The sequence below is a fragment of the Cellulophaga geojensis KL-A genome (assembly GCF_000568425.1).
GTDB classification, from domain to species: domain Bacteria; phylum Bacteroidota; class Bacteroidia; order Flavobacteriales; family Flavobacteriaceae; genus Cellulophaga; species Cellulophaga lytica.
Window position 1 is genome coordinate 108,218 of sequence record NZ_ARZX01000006.1, and the last position, 17,424, is coordinate 125,641.

The 17,424-nt window shown below is 30.2% G+C and carries 15 protein-coding genes; 14 read left to right on the plus strand and 1 reads right to left on the minus strand.

The window, feature by feature from the left end; translation table 11 throughout:
• The first annotated feature begins 375 nt into the window (after positions 1 to 375).
• From KLA_RS06785 to KLA_RS06850, 14 genes are all read left to right on the plus strand, one after another.
• The gene (locus KLA_RS06785) at positions 376 to 1,374 is read left to right on the plus strand and encodes an SDR family oxidoreductase (protein ID WP_051456053.1); all 999 of its coding nucleotides are present in this window, start codon (positions 376 to 378) and stop codon (positions 1,372 to 1,374) included.
• 22 nt (positions 1,375 to 1,396) lie between these two features.
• Positions 1,397 to 2,683, plus strand: a complete 1,287-nt coding sequence (locus KLA_RS06790; protein ID WP_034644655.1) for a nucleotide sugar dehydrogenase — start codon at positions 1,397 to 1,399, stop codon at positions 2,681 to 2,683.
• Positions 2,684 to 2,723: 40 nt separating this feature from the next.
• Positions 2,724 to 4,232, plus strand: coding sequence for an oligosaccharide flippase family protein (locus KLA_RS06795; protein WP_034644656.1), 1,509 nt, complete (start codon positions 2,724 to 2,726; stop codon positions 4,230 to 4,232).
• A 1-nt stretch (position 4,233) separates the two neighbouring features.
• Positions 4,234 to 4,500: a hypothetical protein gene (locus tag KLA_RS06800; RefSeq protein ID WP_034644657.1), complete on the plus strand. Its 267-nt coding sequence runs from the start codon at positions 4,234 to 4,236 to the stop codon at positions 4,498 to 4,500.
• Positions 4,501 to 4,728: 228 nt separating this feature from the next.
• Positions 4,729 to 5,358, plus strand: coding sequence for a glycosyltransferase (locus tag KLA_RS06805; RefSeq protein WP_034644658.1), 630 nt, complete (start codon positions 4,729 to 4,731; stop codon positions 5,356 to 5,358).
• Positions 5,359 to 5,367: 9 nt separating this feature from the next.
• A complete protein-coding gene (locus KLA_RS06810) occupies positions 5,368 to 6,402 on the plus strand; it encodes a RimK family alpha-L-glutamate ligase (protein ID WP_034644659.1) in 1,035 nt (344 codons plus the stop codon).
• Between the two features lie 12 nt (positions 6,403 to 6,414).
• Positions 6,415 to 7,524: a polysaccharide pyruvyl transferase family protein gene (locus KLA_RS06815; RefSeq protein ID WP_034644660.1), complete on the plus strand. Its 1,110-nt coding sequence runs from the start codon at positions 6,415 to 6,417 to the stop codon at positions 7,522 to 7,524.
• A 3-nt stretch (positions 7,525 to 7,527) separates the two neighbouring features.
• On the plus strand, positions 7,528 to 8,640 hold the full coding sequence (locus KLA_RS06820; RefSeq protein ID WP_034644661.1) for a glycosyltransferase family 4 protein: 1,113 nt from the start codon (positions 7,528 to 7,530) through the stop codon (positions 8,638 to 8,640).
• The gene (locus KLA_RS06825; protein ID WP_034644662.1) at positions 8,637 to 9,755 is read left to right on the plus strand and encodes a glycosyltransferase family 4 protein; all 1,119 of its coding nucleotides are present in this window, start codon (positions 8,637 to 8,639) and stop codon (positions 9,753 to 9,755) included. Before KLA_RS06820 ends, KLA_RS06825 begins: the two co-directional genes overlap by 4 nt.
• Positions 9,756 to 9,761: 6 nt before the next feature.
• Positions 9,762 to 10,334 carry a serine acetyltransferase gene (locus KLA_RS06830; RefSeq protein ID WP_051456054.1) on the plus strand — a complete coding sequence of 191 codons (573 nt, stop codon included), beginning with the start codon at positions 9,762 to 9,764 and terminating at the stop codon, positions 10,332 to 10,334.
• 2 nt (positions 10,335 to 10,336) lie between these two features.
• The gene (locus KLA_RS06835; RefSeq protein WP_034644663.1) at positions 10,337 to 11,425 is read left to right on the plus strand and encodes an EpsG family protein; all 1,089 of its coding nucleotides are present in this window, start codon (positions 10,337 to 10,339) and stop codon (positions 11,423 to 11,425) included.
• Between the two features lie 10 nt (positions 11,426 to 11,435).
• The gene (locus KLA_RS06840; protein WP_034644664.1) at positions 11,436 to 12,335 is read left to right on the plus strand and encodes a glycosyltransferase family 2 protein; all 900 of its coding nucleotides are present in this window, start codon (positions 11,436 to 11,438) and stop codon (positions 12,333 to 12,335) included.
• Between the two features lies 1 nt (position 12,336).
• A complete protein-coding gene (locus tag KLA_RS06845) occupies positions 12,337 to 13,479 on the plus strand; it encodes a glycosyltransferase family 1 protein (protein WP_034644665.1) in 1,143 nt (380 codons plus the stop codon).
• 2 nt (positions 13,480 to 13,481) lie between these two features.
• The gene (locus KLA_RS06850) at positions 13,482 to 14,858 is read left to right on the plus strand and encodes a phenylacetate--CoA ligase family protein (RefSeq protein WP_034644666.1); all 1,377 of its coding nucleotides are present in this window, start codon (positions 13,482 to 13,484) and stop codon (positions 14,856 to 14,858) included.
• 127 nt (positions 14,859 to 14,985) lie between these two features.
• Here KLA_RS06850 and KLA_RS06855 read toward each other — a convergent pair whose 3' ends face one another.
• Positions 14,986 to 17,127 carry a right-handed parallel beta-helix repeat-containing protein gene (locus KLA_RS06855; RefSeq protein ID WP_034644667.1) on the minus strand — a complete coding sequence of 714 codons (2,142 nt, stop codon included), beginning with the start codon at positions 17,125 to 17,127 and terminating at the stop codon, positions 14,986 to 14,988.
• Between the last annotated feature and the right edge of the window lie 297 nt (positions 17,128 to 17,424).

The following is a 17,424-nucleotide window of genomic DNA, read 5'->3' on the forward strand; positions in this document are numbered from 1 at the left end:
TTCATTTTAAGAGTACTGGTTTAATAAATCGGTAAACATGTATAAAAATCGTTTAAATACGATATTAAACCATAATTCTACACTTCAACTTTTTTCATTTAGCAATCACCACATACAATGCCAAAAATCAAATCTTTAATAAAACAATAGTATTTAAGTGAATACAGCGCATATATACATCTGTTACATATACTAATTATTAAAAAATTTTACCTAAAATTAAACATAAAACAGAATGATAAAATGCTCTAAAAAAACGTAGAAGAAAACTTTAACCACTATAAATTACAATTCATCGGAAATAACATTGTTCTAAAACAAAAAAGCAGTTATTTCGTACTTTCAATTATACCTTTGAATTTTCAAAAAAAATAAATGGATATTACAACATTCAACTTAAATCCAAACTTTCATATTTTAGTTACTGGCGGAGCTGGTTTTATTGGCTCTAATTTATGTGAGGCATTATTAAAAAACGGAAATACAGTAACCTGTTTAGATAATTTTGCAACTGGCCATAAAAAAAACATAGCACAACATTTTAACAATCCTAAATTTACTTTAATAGAAGGTGACATTCGTAATTTAGATGATTGCCATAAAGCTTGCAAAGGGGTAGACTATATAATGCACCAAGCTGCACTTGGGTCTGTACCAAGATCTATTAATGACCCTATTACTAGTAACAACGTTAATGTATCTGGTTTTTTAAACATGCTAGTTGCAGCAAGAGATAATGGGGTAAAACGTTTTGTTTATGCAGCAAGTTCTTCTACTTATGGAGATTCTAAAGGTCTTCCTAAAGTTGAAGATAAAATTGGAAAACCATTATCTCCTTATGCTATTACAAAATATGTAAATGAATTGTATGCAGAAATTTTTTCTAAAACTTACGGTATAGAAACTATAGGCCTGCGTTATTTTAATGTTTTTGGAAGAAAGCAAGACCCTAAAGGAGCTTATGCAGCCGTAATTCCTAAATTTGTAATGCAGTTTATGGATTATGAATCTCCTGTTATTAATGGTGATGGATCTTTTTCTAGAGATTTTACGTATATAGACAATGTAATACAAATGAATGTTTTAGCTGTTGTTACTACAAATAAAGATGCTGTTAACACGGTATACAATGTTGCATATGGTGAGCGTACAGATTTAAATGAACTTACAACTTTACTTAAAGAGTACCTAAGTGAGTTTGACTCTAAAATTAAAGATGTAGATGTTACATTTGGACCAGAGAGACAAGGTGATGTACCGCACTCATTAGCATCTATAGACAAAGCAAAAAACTTGTTAAACTACAACCCTCAGTACAATATTAAAAAAGGCTTAAAAGAAGCCGTAGATTGGTATTGGGAAAATTTAAAATAATTTAATAAAAGAACACTATATTATGAATACCTCAAAAATTGCAATTATTGGCTTAGGATATGTTGGCTTACCATTGGCCCGCTTATTTGCTACTAAATACCCTGTAATAGGGTTTGATATTAACCAAGGTAGAATTGCAGAATTACAATCTGGTACAGATAGTACGTTAGAAGTAGATGATGCTGTTTTACAAAGTGTATTATCACAAACACCAGATATAAAAGATACTGGTTTGTATTGTAGTAGTAATTTAGATGATATAAAAGATTGTAACGTTTACGTAGTAACCGTACCTACGCCTGTAGATAAAAACAACAGACCAGACTTAACACCTTTGTATAAGTCTAGTGAAACAGTTGCTAAAGTTTTAAAAAAGGGAGATATTGTAATTTATGAATCTACTGTATACCCTGGTGTTACAGAAGAAGAATGTATTCCTGTATTAGAAAAACACAGTGGTTTAAAATTTAATGTAGACTTTTTTGCTGGGTACTCTCCAGAGCGTATAAACCCAGGAGATAAAGAACACACTGTAGAAAAAATATTAAAGGTAACTGCTGGTTCTACACCAGAAATAGGTGTTAAAGTAGACAATTTATACAAGTCTGTAATAACTGCAGGTACACACCTTGCTCCTACCATTAAAGTTGCTGAAGCTGCAAAAGTTATAGAAAACTCTCAACGAGACATTAATATTGCTTTTGTTAACGAGCTGGCTAAAATTTTTAATTTAATGGACATAGATACCCACGCTGTGCTAGAAGCAGCTGGCACTAAATGGAACTTTTTACCCTTTAAGCCAGGTTTAGTGGGTGGGCATTGTATAGGTGTAGATCCTTATTATTTGGCACAAAGAGCCCAAGAGTTTGGGTACCATCCAGAAATTATATTAGCTGGTCGTAGGTTAAATGATAGTATGGGCGGCTATGTTGCTGCAGAAGTTATCAAATTAATGCTTAAAGCAGACATAAAAATTAAAAATGCCAACATTTTAGTACTAGGGGTTACATTTAAAGAAAACTGCCCAGATGTACGTAATACACGTGCTGTAGATGTTATACAGCAATTAGAGAGTTACAGTGCTAATGTTACTATTTATGACCCTTGGGCAAACCCAGCAGAGGTTGCGCATGAGTACAATTTAGAAACTACAACAACACTACCAAATAAAAAGTATGATGCTGTGGTACTAACCGTAGCTCATAAAGAATTTTTAGCCTTAGACCTGCAAAGTTTACTGCAACCAAATGGTATTTTGTATGATGTTAAAGGCATTTTAGATCCTAAAAAAGTTAACGGAAGATTATAACTAGTGCCAAACCTCTAGTAAACTATAAAAACTAACCATTTTGAGTCAACTAAAAAAAGGAGCTTTATTAACCTATGTAAAGATTATTCTAACTAACGTCGTTGGTCTGGTTTTAACTCCATTTATTGTTAGAAGTCTAGGAGATTCTGAATACGGAGTTTATCTTTTAGTAGGCTCATTTGTAGCCTATCTTGGCTTAATGAATTTAGGAATAAATAATGCCATAGTCCGATACGTTGCCAAATATAAAGCTGAAAAGAATAAAAAGGGCGAGCAGGAGTTTTTAGGCACTACGATGTGGATTTATATTTTTATTTCTTTATTTCTAACATTAGTTGGGGGTATTTTATATTATAATTTTGATTTAATTTTCTCAGAATCACTAACATATGAAGAATTGAGAATAGCTAAAATAATGTTTATTATACTTGTTGGAAACATAGCAATAGCTCTTCCTGGAGGATCATTTTTCGCAATATGTGGAGGCTATGAAAGTTTTGTTTTTCCATCTTTATTGAATATTTCAAGGTATTTAATTAGAGCTTTAATAGTATTTGTAGTTTTAATCTATGGAGGAAAAGCTATTAGTATTGTAATTATTGATACTATTTTAAGTGTAACTGTGATGCTAATAGCTGCTAGATTTGTTAGTAAAAAACTAAAAGTCAAAATTTCATTAAAAATATTTGATACCTCATTAATAAAAGACATATTCAGTTACTCATTATGGGTTTTTCTATTTGGTATAGTTTATAAATTTCAATGGAATGCAGGTCAACTTATTTTAGGAGTTACTACAGACAGCACAACTGTTGCTATCTATGGTATTGGAGTAATGCTTGGAGGATATTATGGAGCTTTTGCTGGAGGAATTAATAGCGTATTAATCCCTAGAGCAACACAAATGGTTATAAATAAAAGTAGCGGCAAAGAGCTTACTGAAACAATGGTGAAAATTGGTAGGTTAAACTCTTTTATTTTATTATTAGTCCTAAGCGGCTTTATTCTATTTGGTAAAAGCTTTATTTTATTATGGGTAGGTGAGACTTATGAAAATTCTTGGGTTATTGCATTGTTATTAATGAGTGTTATGACTCTACCTTTGATACAAGCTTTTGGCAACTCAATTTTAGAAGCAAAAAGAAAAAATAGATTTAAGTCCTTATTAAGTATTTTCACAGTGGGGTCAGGAGTTATAGTTGCGTATTTTATGTCACAAAGTTATGGCATTATAGGAACTGCTATACCCCTAATTACGGCGATGGCATTGAATATTATAATTATGAATTTATACTATAAGAAAATATTTGACTTCAAAATATTTTCTTTTTTTAACAAAACTCTTTTAAAACCTTTTGTACTATTTACTTTTATGGTAATTATCGCATCTTTTCTTCTAAATACAACAAATATTAACACTTGGCCCTTATTTTTGCTATTTGGCAGCGTCTATACCATAATTTGCATTATAGCAATATATTTAGTGCTTATGAATGATTATGAAAAGTCTTTAATTTCAAATATGATCAAATTTAATAAAAAAAAATAGGATGAAAAATATTTTATTTTTTGTTGAATCTCTTCACTGCGGAGGTGCTGAAAAAAGTCTATTAAGTCTTTTAAATAATATGGATTATAAAGGTTTTAATGTAAAACTATTGGTTCATAAAAGAGGTGGCGAGTTTGAAAAACTTATTCCTAATCACATTGAAATACAAGAAATATCTTACAAAATAAATTATTTAAGCAGAATAAAATTCAAAATATTAAGATTATTAAATTTTAACAAAAAGAATCATAATGCACAGTTGTTTTGAAAAAGTATAGCTTTAAAAATTCCAAAAAACTTAGAACATTTTGACATAGCTATTGCTTGGGGTCAAGGTTTTGCCACCTATTATGTTTCTAATAAAATAAATGCTTCTAAAAAGTTTGCTTGGGTTAATACAGACTATAAAAAAGCAGGTTACAATTATAAATTAGATATTGATAAATACAAAAAAATTGATACCATTATTGGTATATCAGAATTTGTAAAGAAAAATATGCAAGAGTTTATTGATTCCAAAAAAGTAATTGAAATCAGAAATATTATTGATCCAAAAGAAATTAAGAGCAGAGCAAAAGAACAAAGTTTAATAAATTTTAACTCAGCAAAAATTAATATTGTATCTGTAGGTAGGTTAGTAAACCACAAGGCTTTTGAACTTGCCATAGGAGCAATCAATAATTTAATTAGCAATGGGCATAATGTTCACTTATATATTGTTGGTGAAGGTGTAGAGCGAAATTTTCTTGAAAATGAAATTAAAAGACTGAAACTAACCAATCATTGTACACTGTTAGGTTTTCAAAATAACCCATATCCCTTTATAAAAAAGTGTGATATTTATTTGCAAACATCCCGAATAGAAGGATTGGGCAGAACAATAATTGAAGCAGCACTGCTGTGTAAACCTATTGTAACAACTAATTTCCCAACTGCTTTTTCTATTTTACAAGACAATATAACAGGTTTAATTGCTGAAATGAACTCCCAAGATATTTCAAAATCTATTGAGAGGTTAATAGAAAATAAAAAATTAAAAAATAACCTTATTGAAAATTTAAGGAAAAAAGAAGATTGGGAAAAAGAAAAAACACTTGATTCAATATATAAGTTACTTAATTCTTAAATAGGTAAAATGAAAATAGGAATTCAACCTACACCGATAGGGTTTACAAAACACTGGATTGAATATTGTAAAAATCATAGTATAGATTATAAATTAGTAGACTGCTATAAAAGCGACATTATTAAACAACTAAATGATTGTGATGTGTTTATGTGGCATCATGATTTGCTACTAAGAAAAGATAACATCATTGCTAAAAGACTATTATTTGCATTAGAACAAAGCAATAAAATAGTTTTTCCTACCTTTAATGAAGGTTGGCATTACGACGATAAAATTGGGCAAAAATACCTATTAGAAGCTTTAAAAGTTCCTTTTATACCAACATTTATTTTTTATGATAAAACAGAAGCTTTAAATTGGGCTAACCAAACAACATATCCAAAAGTATTCAAGCTAAAAGGCGGAGCAGGTTCTGCTAATGTTTGCCTTGTTAATTCTGAAAAGGATGCAATTAAAAAAATAAATAAAGCTTTTTCTTCTGGTTTTAATTCAATTCCTAAAAAATATTTTTTAAATGAAAATATTAGAAAATATAAGTCAAAAAAAATTAGTGTTATTAGTTTATTAAAAAACTATATCCGCTATATACTACCCATAAATAAAAATTTTATTAACCATAAAGAAAAAGGATACATTTACTTTCAAGAATTTATTCCGAATAACAATAGTGATTTAAGAATTGTAGTCATTAATCAAAATAAAATATTTGGAATAAAACGTTATAATAGAGCAAATGACTTTAGAGCCTCTGGGAGCGGGGTTATAGAATATTTAGATGAAAACAATATGCCTGTTGAATGTATAAAAATTGCACTGAATACAGCTAAAAAATTAAGGATGGATAGTATTGCTTATGATTTTGTGTTTGATACAAATGAAAAGCCTGTTATAATTGAAATAACTTTTGCTTTTGGGTCTAAGGTTAGTAACGCTAAAGGCTATTGGGATGAAAACCTTGTATGGCATAATAAGGAAATTAAAATGCAAGAATGGATGATAAAGAATGTGATAAAAAAAGTAGACAATCTAAAATCATCCTAAAAAATATACTAAATGAAAATAAAAACGATTACCTGCCATGAAGTGTATAATCACGGAGCTAGTCTTCAAGAATATGCACTACTAACTTATTTAGAGCAACAAGGGCATACTGCAGAAACCATACATTACAAACCCCATTTCTTAAGCAATCATTTTAGATTGTGGTATACTAACAATCCTACATTTGATAAAAATATAGTTTTACGACTTATTTACAATACCTTAAAACTTCCAAAACGTTTAATTAAACGTAAACGCAAGAAGACCTTTGATGTTTTTTCTGATAAATACATTAAAACAACCGCAAAGGTTTATAAAACCAATGAAGATTTAAAAAAGGATTTACCTGAGGCTGATGCATATATTTGTGGTAGTGACCAAATTTGGAATTCATTTTTTGAAAATGGAAAAGATCCTGCTTTTTACTTAGATTTTGTTCCTGATACTAAATTAAAATTATCGTATGCAGCCAGTTTTGCTATAGATAAATTAGAAGAAGATATAAAACCATTTGTAAAAGAAAAAATAAGCAGATTAGACCACGTAGCTGTACGTGAGTCTTCTGGTAAATTAATTTTAGAGGAACTAGGGTTTACTAATGCCCACCAAGTACTAGACCCTGTGTTTTTATTAGACCCTAACAGTTGGTCTAAATTAGAAGACGGTAGTAAAGAAGATAATAAGTATATTTTTATCTACGATTTTGATTCTAACCCCTTAATTAAACAAATGGCTTTAAAGCTAAAAAAAGAAAATGGTTGGGATATTATTACGGTTAATGAATTGATTAATTACGCTGATAAAAATTACTTTTTAAAAGGGCCTGATAAGTTTTTAAGTCTTATAAAAAATGCAAGTTTTGTAATTTCTAATAGCTTTCATGCAGTAGCATTTTCTATAATTTTTCAAAAAGACTTTGTCGTTTTTAATAGATCTTACAAAATTAATACACGTATGCGAGATATGTTAGGGTCTATTGGTTTAGAACAGCTATTAATTTTAGATAAAAAAATGGTTCAAAATCATAAAACTAATGCTATCAATTTTTCGGAAGCGCAAGAAAAACTAGATGTTTTGATAAATTCATCTAAAACATACTTAAACAACGCTTTAAAACAATAAGTAATGCCTAAATTAGTCTATATCACAAACGGAGTATCTGGACCTGGCGGTTTAGAACGAGTACTTTCTATTAAGGCGAGTTATTTTGCAGATGCTATGCAGTACAATGTGCATATAATAGCATTGAATAATGACAGTTCCGATTTGTTTTATAACTTTAGTAAAGCCATAACTTTTCATAACGTAAAAGCAACGGGCAATCCGTTTTCATACCTAAAGCAGTACAAAAATGGATTAAAAAATTGCTTAAATAAAATTAATCCTGATATTGTATCTGTTTGTGATGATGGCTTAAAAGGCCTACTACTACCCTACATTATTGGCAAACCTTGCCCTATGGTATACGAGAGACACGTATCTAAAAATATACAAATAAAAAAGGGGGCTTCCTCTTTTTTAGCTCAACTTAAAAATAAAATTACGTTTAAGTTAATGGATATTGGTGCTGCAAAATATAATAGTTTTGTAGTTTTAACCAACGGAAATACTAAGGAGTGGCAACTAAAAAATATGTCTGTAATTGCTAATCCATTGTCTTTTTTTCCTAAAAAAGAGAGTATTAGTGCACTAAACAGTAAAAAAGTATTGGCCGTTGGCAAACAAAGTTACCAAAAAGGGTATGATCGTTTATTGCAAAGTTGGAAAATAGTAACGGCAAAACATCCTGATTGGGAATTAGACATTTATGGTACCATAAGCGAAAAAGAGCAACTGCCAAAACTAGCTGAAGAATTAGGAATTACAAAGAGTGTACACTTTTATGAACCCGTAAAAAACATTGCTGATAAATACCAAGAGGCTTCTATTTATGTCATGTCTTCTAGATACGAGGGTTTTGGTATGGTATTAACAGAGGCTATGGCGTATGGTGTACCTTGTGTTTCGTTTGATTGCCCACATGGACCGGCAGATATTATTACTCACAATAAAAACGGTGTTTTAGTACCTAACGACGATTGTGATAAACTTGCTAACGGACTTTTACAGCTTATAGAAGATGATGGCAGTAGGCAAAAAATGGGCACTGCTGCAAGAAGAGATGTAGAACGCTATGCTATAGAAAAAATAGCGATAAAATGGGATACGCTATTTAAAAAAATAATACGTACTATATGAAAATTGTTTTTTTAATAGATCAGGTCTACCTACACGGTGGTATAGAGCGCGTATTGTCTATAAAGGCTAACTATTTAGCTAAAAACGCTGCCAATGATATACATATTATAACAACAGAACAACAACAAAACTCCCCTTGTTATGACTTTAATAGCGCTATTCATTTTTTAGATTTGGGTATTAACTACACAAGAAACAAATCTTATTTTCACCCTAAAAACTTACTAAAATTACCCAAGCACATTTCTAAAATAAAGCACGTTTTAAAACAAATTCAACCAGACGTAGTTGTTGTATGTAGCCACAGTACAGACACGTATTTTATGCCCTTTATAGCCAAGCATATTCCTAAAGTGAAAGAATTTCATTATTCTAAATCTATAGAGGTCAAAAAACGAAAAAATCCTAAAAGTACGTTTAAAAAACAGTTTTTAAAATTTGCAGATTACGTAGAAACAAAATATGATTCTCTGGTTGTTTTAAACAAAGATGAACAGGCATATTACGCTTCTAGCAATACAACTGTAATACCAAACCCTCTAACTTTTTTTCCAGAGACCAAAACTACATTAGAAAAAAAAATAGTAATAGCAGCTGGTAGAATAGCTCAAGTTAAAGGTTTTGATTTACTCATTGATATTTGGACTCTGTTTGCGCAACAAGATCCCCAATGGCAATTGCATATTTATGGGGACGGACCAAAAGAGTACGTAGCTAGTCTACAGAAACAAATAGATGCTAATAATTTAAGTGAAGTAGTTCTTTTAAAAGGCAGCACAACACAGGTAAAGGAAAAAATGTTAGACGCTTCTATTTATGCCATGACATCGCATAATGAGTGTTTTCCTCTGGTATTGTTAGAAGCACAAGCTTGTGGTTTGCCTATTGTAGCGTACAACTGTCCGCATGGACCTAGCAATATTGTATCTAAAGAAAATGGTATATTGGTAGAGCATTACAATAAAGAACAATTTGCTGAAGCACTTTTACAGCTAAGCAGAAATAAGGATTTGCTACAATCTATGAGTACAGAAGCAGTAGAAAACGCAAAAAAGTACACTATAGAAAAAGTAATGAGTAAATGGATTAATTTATTTACTACATTAAAAAAATAAAGTATTATGAGGAGCTTACTAAATACGTTATATAAATTGTTGCTATGGCCACACGTTTTACTCTACCTAAAAAGTGCCAACAAAACAGACATAGACAAAGATATAACACGTTGGGCAACAGCTAAAAATATACAAAAAAGTAATACAGGACTCTTATTGCATTTTTTAGCAGTTTCACCTGATTTTAGAACTCTGTTCTATTATAGAACAAGAAGTTTTACTTCACATATTTTAAATTTATATTGTAGAAAACAGAACAACTTTACTATTGACGTTACTACTAAATTAGCTGGCGGAACCTTAACGGGGCATCCTTACTGTACGATATTAAATGCTAATAGTATTGGAGAAAACTTTTATGTGAACCACTTGGTTACCGTAGGCGAGGTGAATGGCAAAAGACCTACCATAGGTAATAATGTCTCAATTTATACAGGTGCTATAGTCATAGGCGATATTACAATTGGCAATAACGTACAAATTGGCGCTGGTACAGTAGTGGTAAAAAGTGTACCCGATAATTGCGTGGTCGTAGGCAACCCTGGAAGAATACTAACTCCTAACGCTAAAAAAGACTAGTTATGGGATCATTAATTCCAATGGAAAGCTACTATGATGTATTTATGAATACATGCCTATTTTTAGTACTGTTTACGCTTTTACATACAGTAGCTTTAAAGTTAGATGCTCCAAAAAACTTAATTTTCATTCAGTTTGCAGGTATTACACTGTTGGTTTTACTAATTTTATTTATAGGACAACGCCCTATAAGTGGTGTTTATTTTGGGGATACCATTAACTATTACAGATCGTACATAGCCTACCAATATGGCGCTAATATTAGTGAAAATGTTAATGATTATGGCTGGCATTTATTTATGAAAGGATCAGCACAATTAATGTCTGTTCATTCTTTTTTTACCATAATTACATTTATATACATATATCCTATGTACCGTATTTCTAAAGAATTTTTTAAAAATTATTGGTACTATGCTTTTTTACTATTTGTGGTTTCTTTTTCGTTTTGGACTTACGGTGTAAATGGCATCAGAAACGGCGCAGCTGCATCATTATTTTTATGGGGGATAAGTTACCATCGTAAAAGAGCGCTAATGATAGTACTGTTTTTACTAGCCATACAATTTCATAAAACATTACTATTACCTATTGCTGCTTATGCCATAACATACATTTACAACAACCCAAAAACCTATTTAAAAGCTTGGGTAGCAGCAATACCACTGTCTTTTGTATTAGGCAGTGTTTTTATTACATTGTTTACAAGCCTTGGTTTTGGAGACGACCGTTTGGCAGGCTATTTATCAGGTGAAGCAGAAGCCAATAGTGGCTTCCGATGGGATTTTATTTTTTACAGTGGTTTTGCTGTTTTTGCAGGTTGGTTTTTTATTATAAAACGAAAATTTAAAGACCAACTCTACTTTCAATTAGTTAACACCTATTTAATATGCAATGCATTTTGGATCTTGGTCATACGTGCCAATTACTCCAACCGTTTTGCCTATTTATCATGGTTTATGATGGCTATTGTTATTATATATCCTATGCTAAAACAACAGTTTTTTAAGAACCAACATTTTATGATTGGTAGAATAGTACTTGCTTATTTTGCCTTTACTTATTTAATGTATAAAATATATTACGCCTAATAAACTTATTATGACAAACACTAAAACCATAACCGTTTTTACCCCTACCTACAACCGTGCGTATTGTTTAGACCAGGTGTACCAAAGTTTACTGAAACAAACCAATAAAGATTTTTTATGGTTGATAATAGACGATGGCTCTACCGACAACACAAAAGAAGTAGCAGCAAGTTGGATTGCTGAAGATAAAATTGCCATACAATACCACTACCAAGAAAATTTAGGGATGCACGGTGGGCACAATGCTGCCTATAAATTAATTACTACAGAATTAAACGTTTGTATAGATAGTGATGATTTTATGCCAGTAGATGCCATAGAAAAAATACTATACCACTACCCTAGTATTAAAGACAATCCTAAATTTGCAGGTTTGGTTGGTTTAGATGCAGATAAAAAAGGAGACATTATAGGGTCTAAAATACCAGAAACAGTAAAAGAAACCACACTATATGATATTTATAATGTACATAAAGTTACAGGAGACAAAAAATTAGTCTATAAAACAAAAGTAGTTAAAAAATACCCTCCTTATCCTATATTTAAAGGAGAACGTTTTGTTCCTTTAGGGTATTTATACCAACTAATAGACCAAGATTATCTATTACTACCTGTAAATGAGGTATTTTGTACTGTAGAATATATGGAAGATGGCTCTAGTATGAATATGCTAAAGCAATACAGAAGACATCCACAAGGTTTTGCTTTTTCTAGAAAAAGCAGAATGAAATTATCAGGAAATTTAAAAGACACATTTAAAAACGCAATACATTATGTGTCTAGTTCTCTATTTATTAAAAATTGGAATTTTATAAAAGAATCTCCAAAAAAAACAGCTACTATATTAGCAATACCTTTGGGTATTGTATTGCACTACTATATTAAATACAAAACTAAAAACGATTTTTAATATGACTCCAATTAGAGTTTTACAAGTATTTACTACAATGGGTCGCGGTGGTGCAGAATCTATGATCATGAACTATTATAGAAACATCGACAGGACTAAAGTACAGTTCGATTTTTTGGTGCATAGACAAGAACGTGCTGCTTTTGATGATGAAATAGAGCAGATGGGAGGTGTAATTTATCGTATGCCTGCCATTAACCCCATAAATCCAAAAAAGTATTACAAGGCGTTAAGAGCTTTTTTTAACACTCATAATACTTATAAAATTGTACACTCACATTTAAATACGTTTAGCACTTTTCCTTTAAAAATAGCAGAAGAGTATAAAATTCCTACTAGAATTGCGCATGCACATATAGCAATGGATCCTATTACTTTAAAGCATACATTAAAAAGTATTCCTAACACTATAGAGGCTTTAAAAAAAGTGGTAAAACTATATGTAAAAAGAACAATACATAAACATACAACCCACTCTTTTGCCTGTGGCAAAAAAGCTGGTACTTGGTTATATGGAAAAAATGCTCAATTTCATATTATGAACAATGCCATAAGTGCCGGTAATTTCGCTTATGATATTGATAAAGAATCAGAGTTCAAGAAAAATTTTAATATTCAAGATAAAATTGTTTTAGGCCATATTGGTAGGTTTACTCATCAAAAAAATCATACATTTTTAATAGATATATTAGCAGATGTATTAGTAAGTAATAAAAATTATGTCTTGGTATTAATTGGTGATGGACCATTGATGCAAAACATCATAGAAAAAGCTAAAAAACTACATATTTTTGACCAAATATTATTTTTAGGTCTAAAAACTAATATATCTGAATTAATACAAATGATAGATGTTTTTGTTTTTCCTTCGTTATACGAAGGCCTCCCTGTTACTCTAGTAGAAGCACAGGCTGCTGGTTTAAAAATATTAGCATCAAACAATATCACAGAAGAAGTAAAACTAACTAAGGATATTCAATTTTTACCTATTACAGAAGGCACAACCCCATGGGTAAATGCATTATTAAAATTAGGCAAGATTACAAAAAACAAGAATTTTGATAAAATTGTAGCTGGTAATTACGACATTATAAATAACTCTAATGAGATTCAAGATTTTTATTTAACTCAAAACAAGCTGTAAAAATGTCTGGATTAAAGGAAAAAATATATAGTAAATCACCTCATTTTATACAAAACTGTATTATTTCTGTTTTTAACATTAAATCATATAAAAAAAGATATAACAGTAATTACAAAGAATATTTAAAAATTTATAAGGATAATAATACGTTGTCTTCAGTAGAGTTACAGCACTTACAAAAAGAAAAATACCAGAAATTTTTAGAATATACTATATCTAAATCTCCTTTTTACAAAAACCTATATAAAAATATAGAAGACCCTACATTATTAGAAAACATACGCAAATTACCTATCGTAAATAAAGAAGTGTTGCGTAACAATACTAATGACATATACACAATACCTAAAAACGAAGGTTCTATCTCTAAAACGGGTGGTACAACAGGGAAATCTTTAGAAGTACTATTTTTAAAGGAAGATATAGAAGAACGCTTTGCAATACTAGATAATTTCAGAAACCAATTTGGTTATAAACTAGGAAAAAAGACAGCTTGGTTTAGCGGAAAAAGTTTATTAAGTACTTCTGACGTAAAAAGAAATAGGTTTTGGAAAACAGATTATTATTACAATGTACGTTATTACTCTACGTTTCATATACATCAAAAATATTTATCTTATTATTTAGATAACTTAATCACATATAGCCCAGAATACTTAGTTGGTTTTCCTTCAACTATGTATGAATTAGCGAAGTACGGTTTAGCTCAAAAAATTGATTTCCCGAGCAATACCATTAAAGCTATTTTCCCCACAGCAGAAACAATTACAACTGAAATACGTACTGTTTTAGAATCCTTTTTTAAAACTAATGTATACAACCAGTATGCCTCCTCAGAAGGGGCTCCCTTTATTATAGAATGTAAGAATAAAAAATTGCACTTAGAATTGCAAAGTGGTGTTTTTGAAGTTTTGGATGCTAATGACCAACCAACACAAAAAGGAAGACTAATAGTAACTGCATTTCATACACACGGTACACCATTAATACGTTATGATATTGGGGACGAAATAGAATTAAGTAACAACAGTTGTACTTGCGGCAACAACAACCCAACAGTTAAACAAATACTTGGCCGTTCAACAGATTACATTTACTCCTCTGAAACAGGAAAAATAAATTTAGGAAACATTTCTAATTGTTTAAAAGGAGTAAAAGGTATTGTTCAGTTTCAAATTCAGCAACATACTCCAGAAAAAATACAAGTATTTGTTGTAAAAGACACTGAAATATACACCAAAAAAGATGAAGTAATATTTATTACAAATCTTAAAGATAGAGTTGGCGATACTATGGAAATAAAGCTAAATTATGTTAGCGAAATTCCCGTAGAAAAAAGTGGAAAATTTCGTTTGGTTAAAAATAATATTAAAAAATAATTCGTTTAATCCTCCTTTCTTAAAAAAACACTGATAAAAGATGCTTCCAATAATAAATTAGAAATATTTATGATACTTGTTCAATTATTCAATGTATTTACCTGCAGTTGATGTTATTGGTAAATCTTTAATTATTTCCATAAATTACATTATTTACTCCAACAATATCATAGCCTTTTGTTCCTGAACTAATTTCATTATTTATGATTTCGGAATTATCTCCTCTAAAATAAATAAACCCATAATTACCTGTCGTACCTTTGTTACTATTAATAGTTAAGCCATCAACGTCTTTAACATAGATTCCATAATTAGAAGATTTCACCTTAATAGTATTTTGTTCCACATTGATACCTACATTCTCAGTTATAGTTGCACTACCAGATGATGCTATTCTTAACCCATACCCTCCAAATTTATCTGAATTAGTGTTTTCTAAAAAGTTATCTAGTATCTGAATAGAACTTGTAGATGTTGTTTTACCAATATATAATGAAGAACCTGAATTACTAACAATATTATTATTTTGAAACAAAATATTTTTGGAATTTGTTAACGTAACTCCTGTTGTTTTAAAAATATTATTTAAAATATCAATACCATTTGAGTTCGTAAATGTAGCCTCTTTACCACTGTCGATAGTATTATCTTTAATTATAAATTTATTATCTATTTCATTCGAATCTGAATTTATACTACTCATTGAAAATGCCCGTCCATTTGTTAGGTTAATATTGTTATTTCGGATAGTTACATTGTTCAATGATATTTGTGCATTAATACCAAAACTACCAATAACATTGCTTTCAATTTCATTATCATATATTTCTGTGTCTTGTAACTCACGCAATAACATTGCAACTGTACAATTGATAAATTTGTTATTGAATATTTTTATATCATCATTTGTTGCATAAATGCCGGTTTTACAATTTATCATTGTATTTCCTGATATTACATTATTTATACTTTTACTTAAAGCATAATTACTTGTGAAACCAGCGATAACACCTCCTCTTAAGGCCGGGTTATTTATCACTTTTACATTAGAAGCTGATGTCCAACCTACTTGTTTTTCTGCATCATTGCCTTCAATAATTATATTATTTCCTAAAGCCGCTAATATTGAGCTTTTCCCTCCCGTTTCCTTAATAATATTGTTTCTAATTATAACACCATCCACCTTTTGACCGGTAACTGGTTCTATAACTATTCCAATTCGTGGTGCAATTCCTAAGGAGTTTGGTAAATTTATACCCGCCCTATACAATTCACAATTTTCTATTATAATATCTTTACCATCTGTTATTGAAACATTGTTTGCTGCATTTGCATCAAAATAACAATTTGTAACTTTTACATTTCTACTAGGATTGTATTCTGCATGATCATGAAATCTATAACTGTTAATAGTTAATCCTGTATGTGCGCTATTAATAATATTTACATTCTCAACAAGAATATCTATTCCACTCATTATCCAAACAAGTACACCTGAATATACAGGGGTTGACCCATGTTCCTTTCTATCTCCATGAATAGAACCACCTGTTATTTTTATATTATTCTGGTTTCTAATCCGTATCATCCATGAAGAAAATTCTCTATTCACAGGAAAAATTCTTAAATGGGTGTCTGCTGACATAGCAAAGTGAAAATCAGATGGTAACTCTATTACTGGTGTATTTTTTTTCTCTGAATCAAAATAAGCATCAAATTTACCAATACTAAAAACAATAGCTCCTAAGTTTTTAGAACTAGTTATAGCATTTTGCATATTAACATGATTGCTATATGCTACACTTTGTACTATATCTCCTTGTACTATATCCCAACGGCTTGGGTGAAATTCAAAGGTTTCGCTTATAAGGCTAACATTACCTTCTACAGTTAAATTTTGGTTTAATAAATTGCCATCTATTTTACCACCTGCGGTAAAGTTTAAAGTACCATTAATAATTTCTCCTCCTTTATATTCTAAAGTTACACCTGTTGGTAAACTTACTGTTTTACCATCTAAGTCTAATTGGCATTCTATAGCCAAAGTAGTACCTGCTGCAATACCGTCTAAAGTATAGTCACAAGGTGTAGTATTAATATCTAAATCACCTATAGGTTGTACATCTGGTTCTGTATCTGGCTCTTCTTCAGCTGCGTTTTCTGCTATTACATTTGCTAACAAATCTTCTTGAGAACATGAGACTAGTGTTGTAGCTATAAATAAGCTAAAAACTAGAACTTTAACTAGGGTTAATGGTTGCTTGTGCATATTACTTTTTTAATGGGGTTTAAAGATACTATTTTAATGTAATAATCGATTAAATGTTAATAAAAATCGACAACTAACTTATTCAAATACGAAACAAATTCAGTTTTGGACGTTAACACGCTCATTTTTAACAAAAAAACGTATAAAATATTATTTTTGTAGTATTCTACTTTACATTAACAAAGCATATACTTTAAATTAAACTCATTTTATGCCCTTTTTAGTATAACCGTTACCGTTAAAATTTACCTTTTAATAGATTAATTGCAAGAACAAAGTGCTTTTATAAGTAGATTT

Bases quoted from the DNA above. Each gene is read 5' to 3' on its own strand.
- KLA_RS06845 (WP_034644665.1), top strand. From the start codon at position 12,337: ATGACTCCAATTAGAGTTTTACAAGTATTTACTACAATGGGTCGCGGT.
- KLA_RS06810 (WP_034644659.1), top strand. From the start codon at position 5,368: ATGAAAATAGGAATTCAACCTACACCGATAGGGTTTACAAAACACTGG.
- KLA_RS06790 (WP_034644655.1), top strand. From the start codon at position 1,397: ATGAATACCTCAAAAATTGCAATTATTGGCTTAGGATATGTTGGCTTA.
- KLA_RS06855 (WP_034644667.1), bottom strand. From the start codon at position 17,127: ATGCACAAGCAACCATTAACCCTAGTTAAAGTTCTAGTTTTTAGCTTA.
- KLA_RS06835 (WP_034644663.1), top strand. From the start codon at position 10,337: ATGGGATCATTAATTCCAATGGAAAGCTACTATGATGTATTTATGAAT.
- KLA_RS06800 (WP_034644657.1), top strand. From the start codon at position 4,234: ATGAAAAATATTTTATTTTTTGTTGAATCTCTTCACTGCGGAGGTGCT.
- KLA_RS06825 (WP_034644662.1), top strand. From the start codon at position 8,637: ATGAAAATTGTTTTTTTAATAGATCAGGTCTACCTACACGGTGGTATA.
- KLA_RS06785 (WP_051456053.1), top strand. From the start codon at position 376: ATGGATATTACAACATTCAACTTAAATCCAAACTTTCATATTTTAGTT.
- KLA_RS06820 (WP_034644661.1), top strand. From the start codon at position 7,528: ATGCCTAAATTAGTCTATATCACAAACGGAGTATCTGGACCTGGCGGT.
- KLA_RS06830 (WP_051456054.1), top strand. From the start codon at position 9,762: ATGAGGAGCTTACTAAATACGTTATATAAATTGTTGCTATGGCCACAC.
- KLA_RS06850 (WP_034644666.1), top strand. From the start codon at position 13,482: ATGTCTGGATTAAAGGAAAAAATATATAGTAAATCACCTCATTTTATA.
- KLA_RS06840 (WP_034644664.1), top strand. From the start codon at position 11,436: ATGACAAACACTAAAACCATAACCGTTTTTACCCCTACCTACAACCGT.
- KLA_RS06805 (WP_034644658.1), top strand. From the start codon at position 4,729: ATGCAAGAGTTTATTGATTCCAAAAAAGTAATTGAAATCAGAAATATT.
- KLA_RS06815 (WP_034644660.1), top strand. From the start codon at position 6,415: ATGAAAATAAAAACGATTACCTGCCATGAAGTGTATAATCACGGAGCT.